Origin of the sequence: Streptomyces sp. NRRL F-5630 (assembly GCF_000719475.1) — a bacterium.
In the GTDB taxonomy this organism is placed as follows: Bacteria; Actinomycetota; Actinomycetes; order Streptomycetales; family Streptomycetaceae; genus Streptomyces.
The window spans coordinates 1-21,553 of sequence record NZ_JOGO01000014.1 but is presented as its reverse complement, the minus strand read 5'-3'; the positions used below and the strand labels follow the sequence as shown (position 1 = coordinate 21,553).

General features: G+C 68.3%; 13 protein-coding genes and 4 pseudogenes. 2 read left to right on the top strand and 15 right to left on the bottom strand.

Annotated elements, in window-relative coordinates; all coding sequences use genetic code 11:
* Positions 1-590 precede the first annotated feature (590 nt).
* Together IF99_RS35445 and IF99_RS33905 are read left to right on the top strand one after the other, a co-directional pair.
* The gene (locus IF99_RS35445; protein ID WP_051703420.1) at positions 591-6,692 is read left to right on the top strand and encodes a DNRLRE domain-containing protein; all 6,102 of its coding nucleotides are present in this window, start codon (positions 591-593) and stop codon (positions 6,690-6,692) included.
* Between the two features lie 138 nt (positions 6,693-6,830).
* Positions 6,831-7,370 carry a hypothetical protein gene (locus tag IF99_RS33905; protein WP_158716583.1) on the top strand — a complete coding sequence of 180 codons (540 nt, stop codon included), beginning with the start codon at positions 6,831-6,833 and terminating at the stop codon, positions 7,368-7,370.
* 326 nt (positions 7,371-7,696) lie between these two features.
* On the opposite strand, the pseudogene IF99_RS0109230 reads toward IF99_RS33905, so the two are convergent.
* The 15 genes and pseudogenes from IF99_RS0109230 to IF99_RS0109170 form a co-directional block, all read right to left on the bottom strand.
* Positions 7,697-9,071: pseudogene (locus IF99_RS0109230) on the bottom strand (IS1380 family transposase).
* Positions 9,072-9,276: 205 nt separating this feature from the next.
* Positions 9,277-10,068, bottom strand: a complete 792-nt coding sequence (locus tag IF99_RS0109225; RefSeq protein WP_030995889.1) for a winged helix-turn-helix transcriptional regulator — start codon at positions 10,066-10,068, stop codon at positions 9,277-9,279.
* Positions 10,065-10,688: a hypothetical protein gene (locus tag IF99_RS0109220; protein WP_030995888.1), complete on the bottom strand. Its 624-nt coding sequence runs from the start codon at positions 10,686-10,688 to the stop codon at positions 10,065-10,067. Before IF99_RS0109220 ends, IF99_RS0109225 begins: the two co-directional genes overlap by 4 nt.
* A gap of 11 nt (positions 10,689-10,699) precedes the next feature.
* Positions 10,700-11,164 (bottom strand): type II toxin-antitoxin system RelE family toxin, encoded by a 465-nt coding sequence (locus tag IF99_RS0109215; protein WP_030995887.1) that lies wholly within the window; start codon positions 11,162-11,164, stop codon positions 10,700-10,702.
* Positions 11,161-11,880: a hypothetical protein gene (locus tag IF99_RS0109210; RefSeq protein ID WP_030995886.1), complete on the bottom strand. Its 720-nt coding sequence runs from the start codon at positions 11,878-11,880 to the stop codon at positions 11,161-11,163. Before IF99_RS0109210 ends, IF99_RS0109215 begins: the two co-directional genes overlap by 4 nt.
* Complete coding sequence (locus IF99_RS0109205; RefSeq protein WP_030995885.1) at positions 11,877-12,416, bottom strand: DUF4913 domain-containing protein; 540 nt, start codon at positions 12,414-12,416, stop codon at positions 11,877-11,879. Before IF99_RS0109205 ends, IF99_RS0109210 begins: the two co-directional genes overlap by 4 nt.
* Before the next feature lie 85 nt (positions 12,417-12,501).
* Complete coding sequence (locus IF99_RS34285) at positions 12,502-12,825, bottom strand: hypothetical protein (protein WP_010262933.1); 324 nt, start codon at positions 12,823-12,825, stop codon at positions 12,502-12,504.
* Positions 12,726-13,304 (bottom strand): annotated as a pseudogene (locus tag IF99_RS35725) (DNA cytosine methyltransferase); the annotation flags it as partial. The gene IF99_RS34285 and the pseudogene IF99_RS35725, both read right to left, overlap by 100 nt.
* Positions 13,305-13,377: 73 nt before the next feature.
* A pseudogene (locus IF99_RS35720) lies at positions 13,378-13,626 on the bottom strand (DNA cytosine methyltransferase); the annotation flags it as partial.
* Positions 13,623-14,777 (bottom strand): DnaB-like helicase N-terminal domain-containing protein, encoded by a 1,155-nt coding sequence (locus tag IF99_RS0109190; protein ID WP_037826666.1) that lies wholly within the window; start codon positions 14,775-14,777, stop codon positions 13,623-13,625. The pseudogene IF99_RS35720 and the gene IF99_RS0109190, both read right to left, overlap by 4 nt.
* Positions 14,778-14,785: 8 nt before the next feature.
* A complete protein-coding gene (locus IF99_RS30650; protein ID WP_037826664.1) occupies positions 14,786-15,679 on the bottom strand; it encodes a hypothetical protein in 894 nt (297 codons plus the stop codon).
* A pseudogene (locus IF99_RS0109185) lies at positions 15,670-17,443 on the bottom strand (type IV secretory system conjugative DNA transfer family protein). The gene IF99_RS30650 and the pseudogene IF99_RS0109185 overlap by 10 nt, the downstream one beginning before the upstream one ends.
* 114 nt (positions 17,444-17,557) lie before the next feature.
* Entirely contained in the window at positions 17,558-18,817 is a 1,260-nt protein-coding gene (locus tag IF99_RS0109180; RefSeq protein ID WP_030995882.1) for an ATP-grasp domain-containing protein, read from the bottom strand.
* A gap of 35 nt (positions 18,818-18,852) precedes the next feature.
* Entirely contained in the window at positions 18,853-20,058 is a 1,206-nt protein-coding gene (locus IF99_RS0109175) for an MFS transporter (RefSeq protein ID WP_030995881.1), read from the bottom strand.
* The gene (locus IF99_RS0109170; protein ID WP_030995880.1) at positions 20,055-20,705 is read right to left on the bottom strand and encodes a hypothetical protein; all 651 of its coding nucleotides are present in this window, start codon (positions 20,703-20,705) and stop codon (positions 20,055-20,057) included. The genes IF99_RS0109175 and IF99_RS0109170 overlap by 4 nt, the downstream gene beginning before the upstream one ends.
* Positions 20,706-21,553 lie beyond the last annotated feature (848 nt).

Sequence of the window (21,553 nt, the reverse complement as noted above, 5' to 3'; positions counted from 1 at the left end):
GTCACGGGAAGCGGGAGCGCTGAGCACGAGGGCTCCGCCGTTCCCTCCGGTAGGCGGCGGGTGGAGTGCTGGTGCAGGTACAGGATGGGCTCCATTCTGGTCAGCCCCGGCCCGCAGATCACGCGCAATCCGTGGGGCGAGGCGCTGCGCCACGCCGAGCGCACGGTCGACGGGCAGCGCGGGCAGACGCGGAGTCCTCTCGCTGATCACAGCTTGGCGACGCCTAACCGGGGGATTCTCCACAAATCTTGGGGGTCGCTACATACCTGTTGGCGATGAAATGCAAGGTGTCAAGCCTGTAGAAGATCGATGTACCGCCACTCGTGCAAGCCCCTTGAGGACAGAAACCCTCTACCCGCCCGTGACTTCTTCACTCAGTGCTCGTGCGAACATCACGGTCACTTCACATCTATGTAAGGAACGTGATGAAGAAGTTCAGGGGCGGCACCGTCCGCCTGGGTGGGGCAGCATCGCCACCGCCGATGCTGAGACGCATAGCCCTCGGGGTTGCTGCTGTCCTTGCTGCTGAGTCCGCCCTCGTCTCACTTGGAGCGGGGACCTCCTTTGCTGCACCAGGTGCTGAGCAGTTGATGTCCGCCAGCACCGGCTCGCAGGATGGCAAGGCAGCCGCGACGTCGGCGGACTCTATAGCTGCCGCCCTGCTGATGGCGCGCACTCAGGGGCGAAAGATCGAGGCAATCTCGGAGCGAACGGAGACGGCCACCACGTACGCATTGCCCACTGGTGAGTTGCAGACCATCGGCTACGCGGGGCCGGTCCGGCAGAAGGACGGCTCAGGTCGGTGGCAGGACATCGATACCTCACTCTCGGACACTGGGGCCGCGCTGGAACCGGATGTGGCGGCTGCCGACATCCGGGTCTCCGACGGTGGTGACACCCGGCTGGCATCGGTTTCCGACGGCGAGAAGTCGTTCGCGATGCGATGGGACGAGAAGCTCCCGACTCCGACGGTGAAGGACGACACCGCGCGATACGACATCGGTGACGGACAGATACTGACAGTCACCGCCCTGTCTCAGGGGTTCGCCCAGAACGTCCTGCTGAGCAAGGCGCCCGCGGATCCGCTGACTTACAGGATTCCGATCGAGGCCAAGGGGCTGCAGTTGTCCAAGGCTAGCTCGGGCCGGCTGCTCCTGAAGGACAGCGATGGGAAGCTCGCGGCCGAGGCTCCGGCGCCCATGATGTGGGACTCCTCCAAGGACGAGCGCTCGGGCGAGTCGAAGCACCTCGCCGAGGTGGAGACCACCATCGAGACGGCCGAGGACGGCTCGCAGACCCTGGTACTGTCCCCGGACCCCGCATACTTCGAGAGGGATCTGACGTACCCCGTCACCGTGGATCCCACCTCGACCCTCGCGGCGTCCACAGACACCTGGGTGGCGACCAATTACAATGACTCCCAGGTCTCCTCCACGGAGCTGAAGTCGGGCACTTACGACGCGGGTACGACCAAAGCCCGGTCCTATCTGAAGTTCGATGTGACTGCGTTCAAGGGCAAGCACATCACCGACACCAACCTTGCCCTGTACTCGGACTACTCCTCCACCTGCGCCACCACAGGGGCCGGCACGCAGGTGCGCCAGGTCACCGCTGACTGGTCGTCCTCCGCTATCACGTGGGCGGCGCAGCCAGCCACCACGGCCACCGGGGCGGTGACGAACAAGGCCGCTCTGGGATGGAACTCCTCCTGCCCCGCCGGCACGGTCAACTTCGACATAGACGCCATCGTGCAGTCCTGGGCGGGAGGTGCGGCCAACTACGGCCTTCGCGTCGCGGGCGCCAGCGAGACGGATTCCACCACTTGGCGGCGGTTCCGCTCGGCGAACTACGTCTCGGGCGACGGTTCCAGCGAACCTCATCTCACCGTCACCTACAACTCCTACCCGGCCGTACCGGCCTCGAACGCGATTGCGCCGGCGCAGGTCAATGCCTACAACGGCAAGCGGTACGTCACGTCGTTGAATCCCACGCTGAGTGCGAAGGTCACCGACCCTGACGGTTCCAAGACCAAGGCCGAGTTCGAGGTCACGCCCGACCCGGCGGCAGCGAACACCACGTACACGTACACCGGATCGTCCTCGGCCGTGACCTCCGGTTCAACCGCGACTCTGACGGTACCCGGGGACAAGGACTTTCCCGCTGGTGCCGCTCTACGGGTCCGCGCGCGGGCGCATGACGGTACGGACTACGGGCCCTGGTCGGGGTACACCACGTTCCAACTGAACACCGTCAAGCCTGTCGCACCCGCCATCAGCTGTGAGAAGTACGCCGTGAACAGCTGGTCGGCCAAGTCCGATGCAGCGGTGAACTGCACGCTGAACACGGAATCGACGGACGGAGCCGGATACTTCTGGGGCCTGGACAACAAGGCGGTGCCCAACAAGAAGCTGGACACCACCAATGGTTCCGGTGGCGACGCGCTGACCGTGAGCATCACCCCGGACAACGGCTGGCACACGCTCTACGCCAAGACCGTCGACTCGGGCGGCAACATCTCGCCAGGAGACCCCACTGCTTACAGTTTCGGAGTCGGTGCCGACGGATCAGCTGTCACCGCTCCGTCCGACGGCGACGCCACCGCTCGCCGCCTTTCCCTGTCCGCTAAGGGCAAAGCCTCATACACTGGGGTGACCTGGCAGTACCGCCGCGGTGAGTCCGACGGCTGGCACACCGTGCCGGTCGCCGACGTCACCGTTTCCGGCGATAAGGTCACCAGCTGGCCGGTCAAGGTCACCGATGGAGAAGCCCCCAAGCTCGTGTGGAACATGGTCTCCACGCTGGCCGAGGACGGCGTGATCGAATTGCGCGCCGCATTCACGGACGGCACCACCACCGGCCACACCCAGACGGTCGGTGTCACGCTGGACCGTGACGCGGGCACCGCGCTGATAACGCCAGTCGGGCCCGGAGAGGTCAACGAGCTCACAGGCGACTTCACACTGACGGGCGCCGATGCCTCGGCCTTTGACGCGAGCGTAGGCCGCACGTACTCTTCCCGTGCCAACAACACGGATACTGAAGGGCAGGCCGACATCTTCGGCCCTGGCTGGACTTCGTCCGTCACCAGCGAAGCAAGCGATTTCACCCAGATACGTAAGACCTCCGACACCTCGGTGGAACTGCTCAGCGCCGACGGAAGCGCCGTTGCCTTCACCATCAAGTCGGACGGCAGCTGGGCTCCGCAGGCCGGGGCCGAGGCCAGGACGCTCACCGGCACGCTCAGCGGCCCGAAGTTCACGCTCACCGACACCGAGGGCAACACCACCGTGTTCACCCGGGCAGCGAGCACGGCGCTGACCTGGACGTTGTCCTCCTCTGCCACAGCGGTCGACGACACCACAGTCACCACCGTTTCCGAGACCGTGACCGCCAGCGGCAAGACCCTCGCCCGCCCCCGGTACGTGATCTCCCCAACCGGTGCGGTCAAGGCGTCCACCTGCCAAGCGGATCCCGCCACCAAGGGCTGCCGAATTCTGGAGTACGTCTACGCTTCCACGACCACCGCCACCGGCTCGACACTCGGTGACTACACGGGCCAGGTCAAGGCGATCAAGCTGTGGGCCACCAATCCCGGCGCCGCTACCGCCACTGCTGAGACCGTCGCCTCCTACGCATATGCGGCGTCCGGTAATCTCCGCCAGGTATGGGATCCCCGCACCAGTCCTGCGCTGAAAACGGACTACGGCTACGACGCCGACGGCAGGGTCATCGCTCTCACCAGCCCCGGTGAGCTGCCCTGGACTTTCACTTACGGCAAGGCGGGATCCGCGCTGACCGCCGGTGAGGGCATGCTCATGTCGGCCTCCCGCCCGGCTTTGGCCAAGGGGACGAAATCCACCGTGTCCGGCAAATCAACGACCACTGTGGTCTACGACGTGCCTCTGTCTGGTGCTTCGGCTCCGTACCCAATGGACGCGGACACCGTCGCGACGTGGGCCCAGGACGAGGCTCCGACCGATGCCACCGCGATCTTCCCAGCCACCAGTGTTCCGGCCTTCAACACCGGAAGCGCCCTGAAGGCCAGTGACTACGGCCGGGCAACGATCAGCTACCTCAACGCGAACGGAGAGGAGAGCAACAACGTGAGTCCTGGTGGTGCGATCACCACCAGCGAGTACGACCTGCTCGGCAATGAGGTGGCCAGCTTGACCGCTGCCAACCGGGCGCTCGCCCTGGGCACCTCCCCCGACGCGGAGGCAGAACTGGCTGCCCTCGGCCTGACCGATCTGTCCACCGCTGAACGTGCACAGCAGCTGGGGACTGTACTGCAGTACTCCGCCGACGGTACGCGCCTGACGGACGAGTACGGTCCACTGAACCAGATCACCCTGGCCGAGAAGTTCACCGGTTCCGCCAGCGAGTCCACCTTGGCCGCCGGCACAGTCGTCCAGGCGCGCGCTCACACCTCCTACACCTACGACCAGGGTGCCCCCGCCGACGCGGCGGTCTCCGACCAGGTCACCTCCTCCACCACGGGTGCGGCCATCGCCGGCTACGCCACCGATGCCGATACCGAGACCACGACCACGACCTACGACTGGTCCACGGGCGCGGTGCTGGCCACCACCGGCGGCGGTGAGTCCTCCTCCATGGTCACCGTCTACGACGACGCGGGCCGGGTAGCGACCACCCGCACTCCCGGATCGACCGGCGCGGACGCAGGCACGCTGAAGTACACCTACTACGATGCCGACACCACAGGAGCCTGCGCCTCGGTCGAGTGGGACGGCCTGCTCTGCAAGACGACTCCGGCCGCCACCATCACCGGCGGGGGGAGCAGCCCGGATCAGGCCGTTACCACCGTCTACGCCTACGGTCGGTGGGGCCAGGTCGTCACCGAGACCGAGTCCGCCAACGGGGTGACCCGCACCACCACCACCACGGCCGACCCGACAGGGCGTCCGCTCAAGACGACTGTCACCGGCGGTGCTGGAACAAGTACCCCGGCCACGGTGATCACTTACGACGCGTCCACCGGGCAAGTCGCCACTACCACCACCAATGGGCAGACCTCCACCACGGAGTACGACGCCTTGGGCCGGACGGTCTCCTACAGCGACGGAGCGGGCAATACCACCTCCTACACCTATGACATTCTCGACCGCCCGGTGACGGCATCCGACTCGGCGCCTTCCACCACGTCCTACACCTACGACGACACGACCGGCCAAGCGCTGTCCGTCACCGACTCGGTCGCGGGGACGTCCAAGGCCCTCTCCTACGACGCCGACGGCGCACTCACGGGTGAATCCCTTCCTGGCGGTTACAACCTGGCCAGGACGTTCGACACAGCGGGCAGCCAGACCTCTGTGACCTACACGGACTCCGAAGGCACAACCGTGCTCTCCGACTCCGCGACGTACACCATCCACGGCAAGCAGGCCGGCCACGCTCAGACCGACGGCGGGACCCTGTCCACCGCCTACGAGTACGACGCCCCCGGGCGTCTGGCCCTGGCCAACGACGACGACGGCAGCACGACGACCTCGCGCGCCTACGCCTTCGACGCCGATGACAATCGCACCTCGCTGACCACCACCCTCGCCGGGGCCGACGGTACCGCCACCACCTCCACCAAGGCGTACCAGTACGACACGGCGAACCGCCTCACCGCTGAGGGCCACACGTACGACGCCTTCGGTCGCACCACCAAGCTGAACGGCAACACCCTGGGCTACTACGCCAATGACCTGGTCGCCAGCGAGACCGCAGGAGACACCCGCACCAGTTGGGGGCTGGACGCCGCCGGTCGCCTGGCCTCGTCGACCACCGCGACCACCACCGACAGCGGCACGACGTGGTCGACCAAGAGCACCACGGTGAACCACTACAGCTGTGGCTGCGACACTCCTTCCTGGACGGTCACGACCGTCGGCTCGACTTCTGCGGTCAGCTGCCACGTCTCGGATCTCACTGGCGGTCTCGCCGTCACTACCAGTGCCACCGGCGATGTGGCTCTCCAACTGGCCAACTTGCACGGCGACATCTCCGTCCAGATGGACCTGGACACCGCCACCGCCACCGTCCAGCGTTATGACGAGTACGGCAATCCGCTCGATCCCACCGCCGCCGCGGCGAAGTACGGATCCCTGGGCGCCTACCAGCGCGCCACGGACGGCCTCGCCGGTTATACCCTCATGGGTGTCCGAATGTACGATCCCGCCACCGGACGCTTTCTCCAGGCCGATCCGGTGTACGGGGGCAACACCAGTACCTACGTCTACCCCGCCGACCCGATCGGTCAGTCGGACACCAGTGGCGAGCTGAAATACCGAACCCAGACGAAGTCGACGAAGAACTACACCATCGGAATCAGCCGGAACTGCAACTCATCGAAGGCGAAATGCAGTCTGACGTGGTACGTGAAACTGAAGGCGATCTGGAAGAAGCACGGATCGCTGAAGTTCGTGTACAGCATCGTCCTTCCGCTGTACAATGCCAAGAAAAATCAGAACTACGGCCACCTGGAGCCGGGCACATACACCTTCCATGGCTCCTGGGGCGTCCCGAACGGAAAAGGTAGGCCGGAGTCGGATCGCGGGAAGTACAAGGCTATGGGGATGACCTTCTGGTTCGACTGGACGGACAACGTCGAATTTAGCGGAAAATTCACCGTGCAGAAAGTGTGCGTCAAGAACCCGACGCTGAACGTGTACGGTCTCTTCACCTGAGGCTTCGCGGACTGATCCGAGAAGTCTCGTAAGTACGCCGCTGGGGGAAGGATACCAAAATCGCATCCTTCCCCCAGCGGCGCGACGTTTCCTAAGACTCGATGCGATCGGGTCGCTCTATTTGCAAGGTGGCGGGGCATGGCAAATTTTGCAGACTGGCGAGACAGGATGCTCCGAGCAGTATGGCGACAGGGAGACGATCTGCCGGAAGAAGTTTCGGACTGGATGTCCGAGCTGTACGAAGAGATTGGCGCGATCTCAGAGGAAAATTTCTGCGAACTTTGGACCTCGCGCACCTTCTCGATGGCCAGGGCGGCTTTCCAGGTCGTCAAAGATTCAGCAGAAGAGGAAACTGGAAAAAAAATAACCGGAGAGGAGTACTGCTACATCGACTATATGATCGACCCAGAAACCGGGCCGGTCGGCGTTGTTAGGATCAAATCCGAGGAAGTCTCGACGCCGGATTGGGAAGAAATCTTGGGCACCATGGCAGAAGGGGTCCAAGAATTTATTATGAGTCATTACAGGATCGTCTGGCCCATTTGCGAGACTCACCGTTCAGGTTTGCATGTGGGTTATTTCCATGGTCTTTCTGTCTGGAACTGCAGGGAGGGGGCTACGGGTGGTCACGTGGTGAAAGCGATCAATCCTGCCACCTGCCTCCAAGAGGGCGTTTGATCTATTGAGCGTTTTCAGGGTGGCCACTGATCGGGCGACCGGCCGGTGTGGGGTCGGAGTGCGAAACGGACAAGGCCCTTGTGCCGTTGAGGGAGGTGTTCGCCTCCTTCAGTGAATTCCTTTCCACGCCCAACCTCGATTCGTCAGTGGAGGCTGCTCCGATTAGCCTCGATCTTTCGTGACGGCCCGTCGGTTTCTTCGGCGGGCCGTTTCGGTTGTTCGAGCTGGCGGCGGGCAAGCTGATGGCCCGGCTGTCGCGTCGGGTGTGCGCCGGGTTCCACGCTCCGGTCGGGGTGGTGCTGCTCGCGGGGACGGGAACGTGCTGGTCAGGCGGGGTTCGGGAGAGCTTCGAGTCGCGCCAGGGCGTCGGTGATCACGTCGGTCCAGGGCCAGTGGCCTGCGAACCGCAGATACCGTCGGCGGGCGGTCGTGACGATCTGGGCGGCGGCGGAGAGAAGGAGAAACCGGAGACGGCGGGGCTCCCGCCTGCGGATTTCGCCGGTCTGAGCGAGCATCGGCATCCAGGCCAGCAGGTCCAGGGCGAGCTGGACGATCTCCAGCCAGATCTGGTTCTGCGCGGTGTCGTGCAGGGGCAGGTTGCGCAGGCCGGTGGCCCGCGCGGCCCGGATGCGGTCCTCGGCCCGCGCCCGCTGGCGGTGCCACAGTTCCAGTGCCGCGATCGGTATGCCGGTGGCGTTGGTGGCGAAGCAGGTCAGCCGCAGTCCGTCGGCGTCGGTGATCCTCAACTGGGCGCCGGTATAGGGCCGTTCCTTGTGGACGATCAGCCGCGTTCCCTTCGGGCAGCCCTTCAGAAAGTCGCCGGACAGTTCGGCGACCCAGGCGCCGTCCCGGATCTCGCCGCCGGGCTCGATCGCTGCCGTCCAGGCCGTGGCGGGAACCTTGAGGACGGCTTGGTGGATCTGCTCGGTGATGGTCATGCCGACCGAGTACGACAGCCACCGGCCGCGCTGGGCGAGCCAGGCCACGAACTCGTGGGTGCCACCTGCGGAGTCGGTGCGGATCAGCGTCTGGCGCCCGCGCCGGTACTTCTTCGGCAGTTGAGCCAGGGCGAGCCCAGCCGTGGTGATGTGGTCGGCGGCGGTGTTGCTGCCTGCGTTGCCCGGTCTGAGCAGGCCGGCCACCGGCTCACCGGTCCCGCCGCTTCCGTGGTCGACGAAGCCCATCAGGGGGTGGTGGCCGAAGGTCTTCTTCCAGGTCCCGGGGGCGTCCTGTTTCTCGGAGTGGGCCAGCACGAGCACCCCGTCCAGGTCCACGATCACGTGTCCCGCGGCATCCGGCGTCGCAGTGCCGGCCAGCTTCCAGACGCGCTCACGTGTTTCGGCCCGAGCGGCCCTGATCGCGGACAGGGCCTTCGGCCCGGCTGCGGCGAGGGCGTCGACGAGCCGGGAGACCGTCGGGTCGGAGGCCACCGGCCCGAACACGCCGGGCTCGGCCGGCAGCGTCCCGACATCCGCGAGGCAGTCCCCGCCCAACGCGACCGCGAGGGCCACGTCCAGCAGGATCTTCCCCGGATCGTGCACCGCCCGCGGCCGTCGCCACGGCGCCAGCGCCGCCGATATCGCCCGGTCCAGCCCGGTCTTGCGGACCGTCTCGACCAGCAGCACGGCCCCGGCCTCGGACACCACCCCACGGCCTCCGCCCTCGACGGACGCGTGGATAGGACCCGATACGCTTCTTCACCTGGGAAGTGCCTCCGGCGGTGGCAGGAACAAGGACCTCGACAATCCTCATTCTTGCTGGTCAGAGGCACTTCTCGCTTTCCTGACCACCCGTCGGACAGCCCGCTTCATGAAAGCGCGAGGTTAGGGCTTGTGCCTGGGCGGAGCGAGACAACCCGGCCGCTCCTTGTACTCCGCCCACGACTTGTTCCCGGAGTGCGGTCCAGTCATCGGCGAACCGAGGCACCGGCAGGCGGGCGGGGCAGTGACCAGGGGGTGACGTGTTCGAGGTGGCTGAACTCTGGTGCTGCGGGCGGCGGAACTCGCACGGCGTCCGCGCGGTGGGGCGTGGTGGGTACAGGCGTCGTCCGGAGGAGGGGGTGCCTCGGCGTCACCGCCATCCGGGCAAGCGGCTTCGGCTGGTTCCACGAGGCGATCTGGTCGAGCAAGCCGACGGCGTCCACGCCGGCACGGGTGAGGAAGAGGTTGCCCCGTGCGTGGGGCCCTCCGTTTTCTTCCACGAGGACTCCACTGGCGCAGAGCCGGTCGACTCCGTACTGGGCGCTTACGTACGTCAGGTCAGTTGCGTGCGCGAGCTGAGTGATGGTCGCACCTGGGTTCGAGGCGAGGTGGTTGAGGAAGGGGGTCAGGTGTTTGTACGCAAGGTGGTGGAGAGCGTCCTCGACCCGTTCGGCTTCCGGTGCGGGCGGGTCGAGCAGGTCGTGCTGGCGCGACCAGTCCCCGAGTGCGCTGTGGACGTCGCGGAGGCTGGCCCCCAGGGGGGTGAGGGCCACAGGCTTGCGCGGCGCCGCGGATTCGATGAGACCGTCGGCAGCCATGCGCGTCAGTCGCTTGGCGAGGATGCTGTTTGAGACGAAGGGCAGGTGCTTTGCCAGGGCGCCTGGACGGAGGGGACCGTGCTGCTCCAGCGTCTGCACGACCCAGGTCGTCCACCGGGGGGCGATCTTGCCGATTCCCTGTCCGGCGTCCGTCGCTTGCTTCGTCGTCTGGGGGCTCATACGGCGGTCTCCGTTGGGGAAAGCAGTGCGCGGACGAGGTGGGGAAGGGATTCGGGGCCGCCCGGCGCGAGGCTCTCCGGGGTATGGAGGGACTTGGCGTCCTCCCGGAGTCCGGAGGCGATCTCCTCGCACTCGGTGTCCAGCCGGGCCCCCGCCTCAAGGGCGGAGGCGAGTGCACCGGCGTAGCGCTCGGGCGGGATGTCGCACAGGGCGGCGGCTGCCCGGACGGAGGCGAGCGGGAGCGTGTGGTGCGTGGTGGCGGTCGACGCCGGGAGAGGGAAGGCGTCGGGGGAGCCCTCGGGCAGGCCGGTGTTGTCGCAGATCGTTTCGACGGCGTTGATCAGGGTGGTGAGGGATTCGGTGTACCAGCCGAGAGCAGAGGCGAGGCTGGACAGGGCGAAGAGGTCGGCGAGGGTACGACCCGGGTTGTCGATGAGGGTGTCGAGCCGCTCGGACAGGTGCGCTGCCACCTGCGGGCCGGCCGCCAGAGGGCCGAGGACGGGATGGAGGTAGGAGCGCGTGGGCGGGGTCGGGTAGGGGGCCGTGAGGATTGCGGCCACCTTGTCGGCGGCCTCATTCAGCAGGGCGGCCAGGTCCTCGGTGGTTGAGAGTGCGGGCACGGTTTCTCGTTTCAGCGGTTGCGTGCGGGGGCTGCGGCGCGGTGCAGCTCGGTGCGCGGCGAGGCAGCGGCTTCGCGGCCGTTGCGTGCGCGCAGGGTGTGGGGAGAGCGAGCCCGCGCGGCGGCGAGCTGCTCCGGGGAGGGGGCGTCTCGTTCGTTGATCCGGCCGAGGCGGAGCTGGGCGTCGCGGTAGACGGTGTAGCCCCTGCGGGGACCCGCCGCGATGAGGACCACCTCCTGGTCGTGGTGAAGGTCGTAGCGGGTGTCCCGGTACTCGACGACGAGCCGCCACCGCGCCTCGGGATCGAGCACGACCTTGTGGGCGCCGTCGAGCGCGCCTCGCAGCGGATGGGCTGTGCCTTCGCCGTGGACCAGGCGCTGCAGCTCCAGAAGGGCGCGATTGCGGATCTCTTCCGGCAGCCTGCGCAAGTCGAGCAGCGCGTCGGGGTGCGCGGCGAATCCGTACCGCGCCGTCACAGCGACCGCCCCCGCTCGCGCCCGCCGAGCTGCGGGGGAACCTCGCCGTACGCCGGGACGCTTGGGGAGTACGAGGAGCGGCTGCGTGCTGCTCGGACCCGCAGGTTCGGCGAAGGCGGGGGAGGCAGAGGGGTACGCCGGTCCCCGCGGAGCCAGGTCCGTGCGGCGGTCGTGGACGCGAACGCGCCCTCCTTGAGGGAGTAGGTGTCGGCTCGTGCCGTCTCCAGAAAGACCCGAAGGGGGCGCGTGCGGGCGGCCTTGTCGATGCCCATGACCCAGGACTCGTCCTGACCGTGCCATTGCTCAAGGATCCGCAAACGGCTCTGCCGCAACCGGTTCTCCGCGATGACCGTGAAGGGGTCGCCGGGCCGGGGCAGCCCGTCAGCGAGCCGGACGGCAGCGGCACCGGGGCAGCCGCGTTCGATGAGCCATGCCTGAGCGAGCGGGGCGAGGGTGTGCCGCTGGTGCTCCATGCGGAACAGGCCGGCCTCGGGTGCCCGCTCGACCCGGGCGGAGAGCAGGGGCGGTTGGCCGGCGACGGCCCAACCGGCTGAGGTGTCGTGGAGCAAGTACCACGACGTCGTGCCGGTAGCGGTCGCGTCGTGGTGCTCCGTGAGTGGTTCGAGGTCTGTCTCCAGAGGGGCATCGACGGAGAAGAGCGTCGCCCCTTCGTCGGGGACGAGGCCCTCTAGGCGGAAGGAGAAGGCGGTCCTCATGCGTCCGCCAGGTCGGCCGGGGAGGGAAGGAGGCGGTGAGCTGGACGGGCGGCGTTGGTGGTGCACGCCGCGAACGGCCCGTCTGCGGCCCGGAGCTGGGCCATGACGTGGTCAAGGTGGTCGCGGTGCCAGACAGCCGGCCCCGTCAGGCCCGCCTCGATGTCGGTGAGCGACTGCCAGGCCAGCCAAAGCCCGTGGAGACGGGCGACCGCCTCGGGGTGCTCGCGCCAGTCGGGGCACCACGGTCGTGCGGCGCTGATCTCCCTGCCGTACACGGGAAGCAGGAGGTACTCGACCCAGGCGGTGAGCCCCTCCAGCTCCCGCGCGTACTCCTCGCCGCCGAGCGCGAGGATGAAGAAAGACTCCCCCTCCTCCTCGCCTTCCACGAGCGGTTCCAGGGCGGGGACTGCCCCGTCGGTGCCACCCGAGGCCCGTTCGATCTTGCGCTGGAGCGCGGAACGCAGATCCGCCAGCTCGTCGTCGTCGAGACGCACCTCGTCCGGTATCGGATCAGGCCCGACGTTCTCCTCGGTCAAAACTCCTCCTACGGCTCGGGGAGAGCACAGGGTCCGCAGAAACCGCGGTTTGGCCATGCCGTGGGGGAGGAGGTAGAGAAGGTCGCTACCGCACCGCGTGCTCGCCGTGCGCGCACGCGAACTCCGGTACGAGGAGACGCAGCGCCTCGTGGGCCTGCTGCGGGACGACGCCGTTGCCCAGCAGCGTGAGGGCGGCCGGACGGCCGAGACCCGGTGTGTGCGTGACCCAGCCCGCGGGGAGGCCCTGCATCCACTCCACGAACTCGGGCCGCAGGCGGCCCTCGACGGTGGGCGCGGGCGCCGGACGAGTCAGCCGCTCCCACCGGGTGATGGCGGCGGCGTACGGGCCCCACTGCCGCTCTGGGCCGGGTTGCGGCACGGAGCCGAGTTGCTGGTGCTGCGAGGGCAACTCGGTTTGCCCGGCGTCGAGCTGAGCGCGGCTACCGGGGTGAGCCTTTCGGGCCGTCGCTGGCCTTCGGCGTCGGGAGCAGGTGCTCGACCTCGTCCTGGAGATTCGGTCCGTGGCCCCCGGCTCGACGGCGATCGGGGTGCTGGCTCCCCCCGTTCGAGCCGAGGTTGCTCGTCGGCGTCTTGAAGAGGGGAGCCAGGCCGGGCGACGAGGAAGACGCGCTCGCGCCGGTGCGGGGCACCGATGGCGGAAGCGGGTAGCACGAGCCATCGCGCGTCATACCGGAGGTCGGCCAAGGAGCCGAGTACGGCGCCGAGTGCCCGCAGACCAGGATCTGCCTGGTCTCCCACGCACCACGGACAGGGTTCCACGTGGCGAGAGGGAGCGGCGGGGGAGGTGAGGAGTCCTCGGACGTTTTCGATCACCACCAGACAGGGGCGGAGGGCCTCGATGGCGCGCGCGACGTGCAGCCACAGGCCCGAGCGGGTGGACGGGGCAAGACCGGTACGCGGACCGGCGACCGAGACGTCTTTGGCAGGGGAAACCCGCGGTCAGGACGCACACGGGTGGAACCTCGGGCCACGGCACCGTGCGGATATCGCCCAGGTTGGGCACCCCGGGCCAGTGCCGCTCCAGGACGCGTGAGGCAGCGGGATCGGTCTCGGCGTGCCAGATGACCTGGCCGTGGAAGAAGTTCTCCACGGCCAGGTCCAGGCCGCCGTAACCGGAGCAGAGGCTGCCGACCGGGCGCGCGCCGGTCGTCGAGGCTCGTGGGGGCGGTTTGCGCAGGGGCGAGGTCATCGGGCGTGTCCCTCCTTCGAGCGCGCTGAGGGGTGAGAGGAGGGCTTGGCCGAGGCGCTCGTTGCAGCGGGGCGGCTTCGGGCGCGCGCGAGGCCGGGCTGGGCTGCCTCGCGGATCCGCTCTTCCCGCGTCCGGCCGACGGCGGGCGCAACTCCCGTACGTGCCTTCTCGTGCCGGTTGCGGGGAGAGGAGATCGCTTCGAGAGCCAGGTGCCCGTGGTGCACGAGCCGGGCGGGGGAGCACCGGGCGTCACCGGCCATGTTCTGGACTCGGTCGGCGGCGATGTCGATGGTCCGGAGCAGGCCGGAGGCGAGAACACGCTCGCCGAGCCAGTCGAGCGAACCCGCTGCCGGTCCACGGCTGACGGCGTCGAGGCGGTGGCGGTTCTCGGGCGAGAGCAAGTCGCGCCGACGGACCTCCCACGTCAGCGTCAGGGTGTCGACGGGCTCTCCCCGGTGCGCGAGAGCGCGTGCGCAGGTGAACAGATCCCCGTACGCGGCAAAGTCGCCCGGTTCGAGCCAGGAGATCGTCTTCATCTGGGAGGTGCTTCCTCGTTCGAGGAGTGCCGCGATGAGGTCACGCTCGTGCTCGACGGGGAGGTTGAGCGGCGAGCGCACCGCGTCGTCGAAGGCCGGCACCCGCCCCCTGGCCCGGGGAGGCGCTCCCCAGCGCCGTCCCACGGCGTCGAGATGCTCAGCGAGGGCATCGACGCGACGAAGACTGGCGCTGAGTGCTGTGTTCAGGCCGGAGCGCTGTACTTCCCGTGCGGCTTGTCGTGCGGCGGTGGCGTGGCGGAGCACGGAGCGGTGGAGGGAGCCTTCGAGGACCATGCGCCCGTAGACCGGAGCGTGGTCTGTGTACGGGCAGGAATTGATCAGGTCGTGGAGGTACGGAGCCGAAAGCCCGCGCACGCGCCGCCGTGCCTCACCGAGAATCGCCTGCGGCCAGGCGAGAGTGACGGGCTCCGCGTCCGTTGGCTTCGCGGGAGCCAGGGCCTGTGCGGCAGCGAACAGAGCGGTGTGGAGGGGGGAGTGGAAATCGTCGGGATGCAGCCAGGAGAGACGGTCGAGTTGGGAGGGTGAGAGCAGGACGGCGCCGAGCAGGGCCTGCTCGGCGCGCAGCAGCGGGTCGACCCACGGCCTCTCGGGCATCGGCGCGTTCATCGGTGATGCCGGTTCGGGGACGGCGAATCGGGGCGGGAGACAGCGTCGCCTGTGCTGGGCCTGTGAGCATCGGCTCGCGCCGCCTTTGACCGAGGTGCCGGATACGGAGCAGCAGACGGTGCGTCCGGATGGAAGCCGTCGCGCGCGGCGGTGAGGACGCGGGCCACCGACCGTGGTTCGAACGTTCCCAGCACGTCGAAGATCCTCTGGGCCGGGCGGTCCAGAGGGCCGTAGTCGTTCGACAGGAGATAGGCGGTCATTGCCGCGGAAGCGATCGCGTGCTCCGTCTGGGACTTGACGAACGGAACCCACTTTTCGGCGAGCCCCATCGCGTCGCAGACACCCTCGCCGACACCCCGGACCGCCATGCCGAGCGGCCGGTCGCCTGGGCGGACGAGCGTCCCCTCGGCGGCTCCGAAGCGCTCAGCCGTCATCCGTATCGAGACGGAGACCGAAGTCGCCAGTTGATCACGCAGGTGCCGGTCGTGGAGCCAGGACGGCGGAACGGCGCCGGGCCCCCGCTGTGGAAGATCCACGGCGTTGTCGTGCCAGGGCCCCTCCTTCCGCACGGCGGCGTCGAGCCACTTGCGGCGCTCCTTCGTGGGCGCGTGGTCGAAGCGGTCCAGTGCGCCCGGGAGCTGCCCGTCGAGCGCGTGGGAGACGCGTGGGTCGATAGCGCGCGCGAGCAGGAAAGCGGCCTGCGCTTCGATGAGGGGGAGAAGGTGTGGGTGGCCCCAGTGGTTTCGTGCGGTCTCCGCGACGATCACGTCGCGCGCGGGGGTGGTGGCATGCCGGGGGAGGCACCGCAGGACAGTGATCGCCGTCATGCGAGCGTGTTCGACTTCGGCAGGGGCGGCCGGCCAGGTAAGGGGTGGTGTGGTCATGAGCATGCTCCGAAGTCGTCCTGGGTGAGCTTGGCGAGGGCCCGCTCGGTGATCGCGGCGGTGGCCGCGTCCGAGGCGGGCCCGAGGGTCTTGGCCGAGGGCTCCGCGTACCAGGGCTTGAGATCGATGAGCGCGATGCGCGTGCCGGTGGCCAGAACGAGTGCCTTGCCCTTCGGGAGGGCGCGGATCTGGTCCGGGGGGAGGATGCGCTCGGTGCGCATGCTCACCGACGTCGACGTGCCGCTCTCGGAGCGCGAGACGGAGGTCGTCTGCACTTCGTGCTCGCCGATGGCGCGCGAGAGCTGGTCCGCGAAGTCGATGTCGTCGATGCCGGAGCCGACCAGCTTGATCGTCGCGGCCGACCAAAGGGCATCCATGCCGTTGTCGCCCCACACGCGCTTGCCCTGCTTGTAGCTCTGCAAGATCGTGATGGGGAGAACGCCTCGGCTTCCCAAGTGCGAGTACAGATCGGGGAGGTCGCTGATGCGGCAGACGTTCGCGGCTTCGTCGAGTACGCACAGGGCGGGCGGGTCGAGCCTGCCTCCGCTGCGCTCGGCGACGGCGACGGCCGCGCGCATCACCGAGTCGGCAGCAGCCGCGATGATCGCCGCCGCGCTCCCGCCCCCGTCCTTGGAGAGCAGGAAGAGCGTGTCCCGGGACCGGGCGAAGTCGAACGGGCGGAACTCGGGCAGCCCTGGGGTGAGGGTGACCCACGCGGCGATCTCTGGTTCGAGGAGGCAGCTCGCGTACTGGCGCGACGTCTCATAGATGCCGTCCCTGGTCTCGACGGCACCGGACACCGTTCCCTGGAGCTGAGCGGCCACGGCGTGGTGGCCGGCGTCGGCCAGCAGGTCGACGGGGGTGCGGTCCGAGGGCGAAGCGAGCCACGTCAGGACATCGGTCACGGGCCGCCCGGCGGAGGCGGCGGCGAGGAAGAGCGCCGCCAAGGTGTTGCTCGCGGCGGTCGACCAGAAGTCGTTGCTGTTGTTCTCGTCCACCGACGCGGCCACGAAGTGCCCCGCCAAGCGCTTCGCGCCCGCCAAGTCCTTCGCCGAATCGAGAATGTCCCACCACATCTGCCGGGGGAAGTGCGCGATCTGCTGGGGATCCAGCGTCCACACGGTCCCCACGGCAGCCCGCGCCTCGTACGTCGTGGTGAAGGCGTCGGTAGCGGCCTTGTTCGAGGTGAGGACGACCGGCCCGGGGGCATCCAGAATGGCGGGGATCGCGAGACCTGTCGTCTTGCCGGAGCGGGGTGCCATGATCGCGACGATCACGTCCTCCCAGCTCGCCCGCAGCTCGGTACGGCCCAGGACCCCGAGACGGACACCCCGGTCCGCGGCGGGCACCTCTTTTCCAGCTCCGGTCTTTCAGGCTCGGGCGGAGCGAGATGGCCCGCTGTGCGATCGCCTTGCCCGCGAGGGCGGCCACGTCCCTGCGCGTGGCCATCCCCTGGCGGCGGCCGGAGGTCACACGCATCCAGACCAGGGCGGCGAGCGCGGCGAGCGCGAGGGTGAGAACGCCGGGCACGATCCGGGCACCGACCAGGAGGGCGAGCGGCGGCACGCGCGGCCAGAGGACGTCAGGGTGGAGCGCGGCCTCCACAGGGGCGAAGGAGGACCAACCGCGCTGGCCGACAGCGAGGTTGACGGCGTTCCCCACGAGGTACGCCAAGGTGCCGTACGTGAGGCCGGCACCGACGGCGCCGAGCAGCGCGACAAGTGCCGCGTCGGTGCCAGTAGTGGAGGTGGGCGGGCGAGTAGTGCGCAAACGATTCTCCAGGTGGGGCGGCGACGGGGGCGTGCTGCCTGCTGCGGTCTGCGCATCACAAGTTCCTCGTAGGCGCGGCGGGTTGAGCTGGGCGGCCGTATGGGGCCGTTTCTTCTACTGCGCGGGCTCGGGCTCGACCTGGAGCACGAGCGCGGCTTCTGCCGCGTCCCGCGCGGTGACGGCGTCGGTGAGAGTGGGCCCCGAGGTGATGAGGTAGCCGATGCGTGCCTCGTCGAGGGAGCCGTTCGGGGGGAGCGCGACCCGGTCTCCGGCGTCGCGCAGCCAGCCCCACTCGCGAAGGCGCCCTTCACCGCTGTTCGAGGCGCGAAGCGCATCGAGACGCCGCTCGGTGAGGGTGCCGGACGCCTTCGGGTAGAGCAGGCGTACGGCCGCCGCACCGTGGTGGGTCGGCATGAGGTCAGGCGTCATGTCCGCCGCCACCGAGGCGGCGATTCCCGGGAGCTCAAGGCCGGTCGCCCGGCACACCAGGCGTCCGATCCAGTCGCCGCCGATACGTGCGTTCACCTCGATGATGCGCGGCCCGTTCTTCGTAACGCGCATCTCGACGTGCGAGATCCCGTCCGTCACACCGAGCGCCGCGAGCGCCTGCCGGGCAACGGGGGCGACGAGGGGAAGAAGCGGGTCGTCGCGCTCCACGGTGTGGCCGACCTCTTCGAAGAAGGGCGCGAAGGCGACCTCCTTGCGCGTGACGGCGAGAGCAACGCTCTCGCCCGCGAGGGTCATGCACTCCACCGAGACCTCCGGCCCGTCCAGGTACTCCTCGACGAGCACTCCGTACCCTTCGGGACCCTGCTCCCCGGCTCCCGTATTCGCGAACTCCCACGCCGCGCGCAGTGCTTCGGGGTGGGCGACCTTGATCACGCCGATGCTCGCGGCGTGGGAGGCCGGCTTCAAGACGACGGGGTAGCCGATGGCGGCGGCGGCCTGCGCCGCCTCGTGCGCCGACTGGACACGCACCGACCGGGCCGAGGGAACGCCGGCCTCGTCGAGGAGGCGACGGGTGGTTCCCTTGTCCCGGCAGGCGAGCACCGCCTCGACGGAGTTGCCGCGCAGCCCGAGCCGTTCGGTGAGGGCGGCGGCGGGGAGGAGAGCGTATTCGTCCCACGTCAGCACACCACCGATCTCATGACGCGCGGCGAGAGCCAGACCGGCGGCGACCACGGCGTCGGTGTCGCGCGGGTCGGCGATCTCGTGGTCGACGACGAGATCGCCGACCAGCCCCGCAGGAGACACGGCGTCGATGACGACGACGTCGTGCTCGGCGGCGGCCGACTCCCAGCAGTACCCGCGGTACGTCTCGTCCGTCCCGCCCACGATCACGAGGACGGGCAGAGCGGAGGGAGAGAAGGGCATGGTGATACTCCAAGTTCCTTTTGAGCGTGGGTAGTTCAGAAAGTACGGGCGGAGCGGAGGTCGCTCGTGCGCAGCCGCCACAGCGCGCCCCCGAGCACGACGCCCTGGACGAGCGAGCAGACGGTCACCACGGTCCCCAGGTGGGAGGACGGGACCGCTCCGACGACGAGGCCGGCCACGGGGAGGGGCACGAGGACGCAGATGATCGACGCGGAGAGGGTCGACGCGAAGCCCGAGGCCGGGATGAGCCGAGCGCGAAGGGTCCGGAGCACCACGGTCAGGCCCCCCTCGGCGGCCATCATCACCGCCACGGCCCCCGCGTAGGACCCGAAGTCCTGGGCCACGGCGACGGCGAAGCACCCGGTGGTGCAGAGCCCGGCCGAGGCAGCGCCTACAGGCCATATCCCCCAGCGGGTGATGAGCCGCTGAGCGGCCCAGACGACGCCGAGTGAGGCGAGGGCCGCCAGCGTCCACACGAGACCGAGGTGCGCGGCGGACTCATCGAAGCGCTCGACGACCACGATCGGCGCGGCGGCCTGCACGAGCCCCGTCGCGGCATTCGAGGCCGCCAAGCCTCCAACGAGCCACAGCAAAGCGGGGATCGAGCACAAGGTCCGCCAGCCGGTTCGCAGCCCGCCTCCGGCGCGAGAAGGCGGGGCGGGCGCGCCCATCTGCTTCGGCGTGAGACAGTTCGTCGCCAGCGCGAGAGCGGTGACGCTCAGGAGCAGGGGCACCGGTCCCGCGAGGAGGAGCAGTCCACCGAGAGCGGGCCCAGCCAGCCCTGCCCCCATGTCGATCCCGGTGAGACTCGCCTGGACCCGGTGCGGGACGGACGCGTGGCGCGCCGCCTCCGCGCCGAGAGCTTCCGAGGCCACGAACCCGATCTCCGCGAGCAATCCGCTGAGCGCGCCGAGGACAAGCACCGTCGTCGTACGGCCTCGGTCGTCATGCACGCCGAGGAGTACGGCCGCAGCGGCGCACAAGCAACCGGCCCGCACCAGGTTTCCCCAGCGCAGTACCCGCGCGGGGCCGCACCGGTCCGCGAGGCCGCCCGCGATACCGAAGGCCGCGATCCGGGGCGTCCACTCCACGGCGAAGACGAGCCCGGTGAGCGCGGGCGAGCCCGTCGTGAGCAGGGCGAGCAGCGGGATCGCGTAGGTGATGAGCGTACTCGCCAGGGCGTCCGTCGCCCGCACCGCGTACAGCCTCGGACGGGAGAGGGAGGGGAGGGCGACGGTCACCGCACACAACCGCCTCGTCCCGCCGCAGGAGGCGGAACCGGAGGAAGAACGGGTTCGCTGGCACCACGTCCGAGAGTCTGAACCGGCGAAGCACGGACTGCCGTGCCCCGGGCCGGGGTCACGATCGGTCCGAGAGAGGCGGTCTCGGCAGGCACGCTCTTGAGGTCCTCCGAGACGGACCAGAGGAGATCGGCCGCCCCCTCAAGGCGATCCGGCAACTCGTACGCCTCGGGGGCAAGGTCCTTCACCTGCTCGGCCGCCGCCTGCACCGCCTCCTGCACGCGGACCAGCGCACCGTGCTCCGGGTCGAGGAGCTGACGGAGGTGATTGCCGAGGGCGACGCCGCCTTCGGCGCCCCGTACGGCATCGGACAGATCCCGGATGCGGTCCCCGAGCGGGTGGAGACGCTCACCGAGGCCGGGAGAGAAAAGGACCTCGTAGCGTGCCGCAGTGAGCATGTCCACCGCGTGAGCGGTGATCGAGTCCCGGAGAGACGGATCCATCTGGGCCGCGAGCCGGTGCCGAAGGCCGTGCCAGTCCGCGTGACGCGTGAAGCCCGCGCGCTCCAACAGCTGTTGGGCCAGGCCGTCGCCACCGAGGGCGACAACGGCCCCGGTCGGCCGCTGAGTGATCGTGATCGACAACATGAACTCCCACCGCGGCACCATGAAGGCCCTGTGCCTGAAGCCGCGCTGGGGAGAGGATCTGTGTAAAACGCGGTTTGGCCATGCCGAGGAAGTCTGCTAGACGCCCCAACGACTAGGCTGTACGGCGGAGTTGCTGCGTATCTCGGCGGCCGTGAAGATGGGGGCGTAGAAAGTAGTGAGCGATTTTTGGGATGCGGCGAGCGCGATCGCGACTGCTGGTGCCACGTTGGTCGCCCTTGGGCTTGGCGTTTTCGAGGTACGAGCACGCCGAAAGGACAGCGACGACAGATCTGCGGCGCAGGCGCGTTTGGTTATATCGAGTGTCAGCGGAAATCGTGGGATTGTGAGGAATCATAGTTCCGACCCCTTGCTCGAACTGCGAATCATTCGAGTAGACGCGACGTATGGTGGACGCGAGCAGGGTTCTGCTGTGCGGTGGTCGGACGAAGACGAACGGGTCTTTTACGATGTGCCTGCTGGTGGGGAACGGCAACTGACGCTTATGGAACAGTCCTGGGGCCCCGTGTACGCTCCGGAAGGCTGGGAGAGCGGAACAGATGAGGGAATCGCTCCTGCCGGTGCTACCGATATCCGACTCACTGTCCAGTTCATGGATGTAGCAGGACTCTGGTGGGAGCGGGTCGGGCGCAGGACGCCCACCCGAATATTTGGGGAACCCAGTATGCCGGAGCCGAATCCCGAATAGTCGGCGCTTCACAGAAAGCCGCTGGGGACCGCTGTGTCTCTTCCTAAGTGTTGTCCCGTAAATGATCTTCAGGTTGCCTCGGTCATGGCTGGCCTCTGTACGGCCCGCTCGCTTATCCGGCGAGGGCGAGGTTGTGCATGCG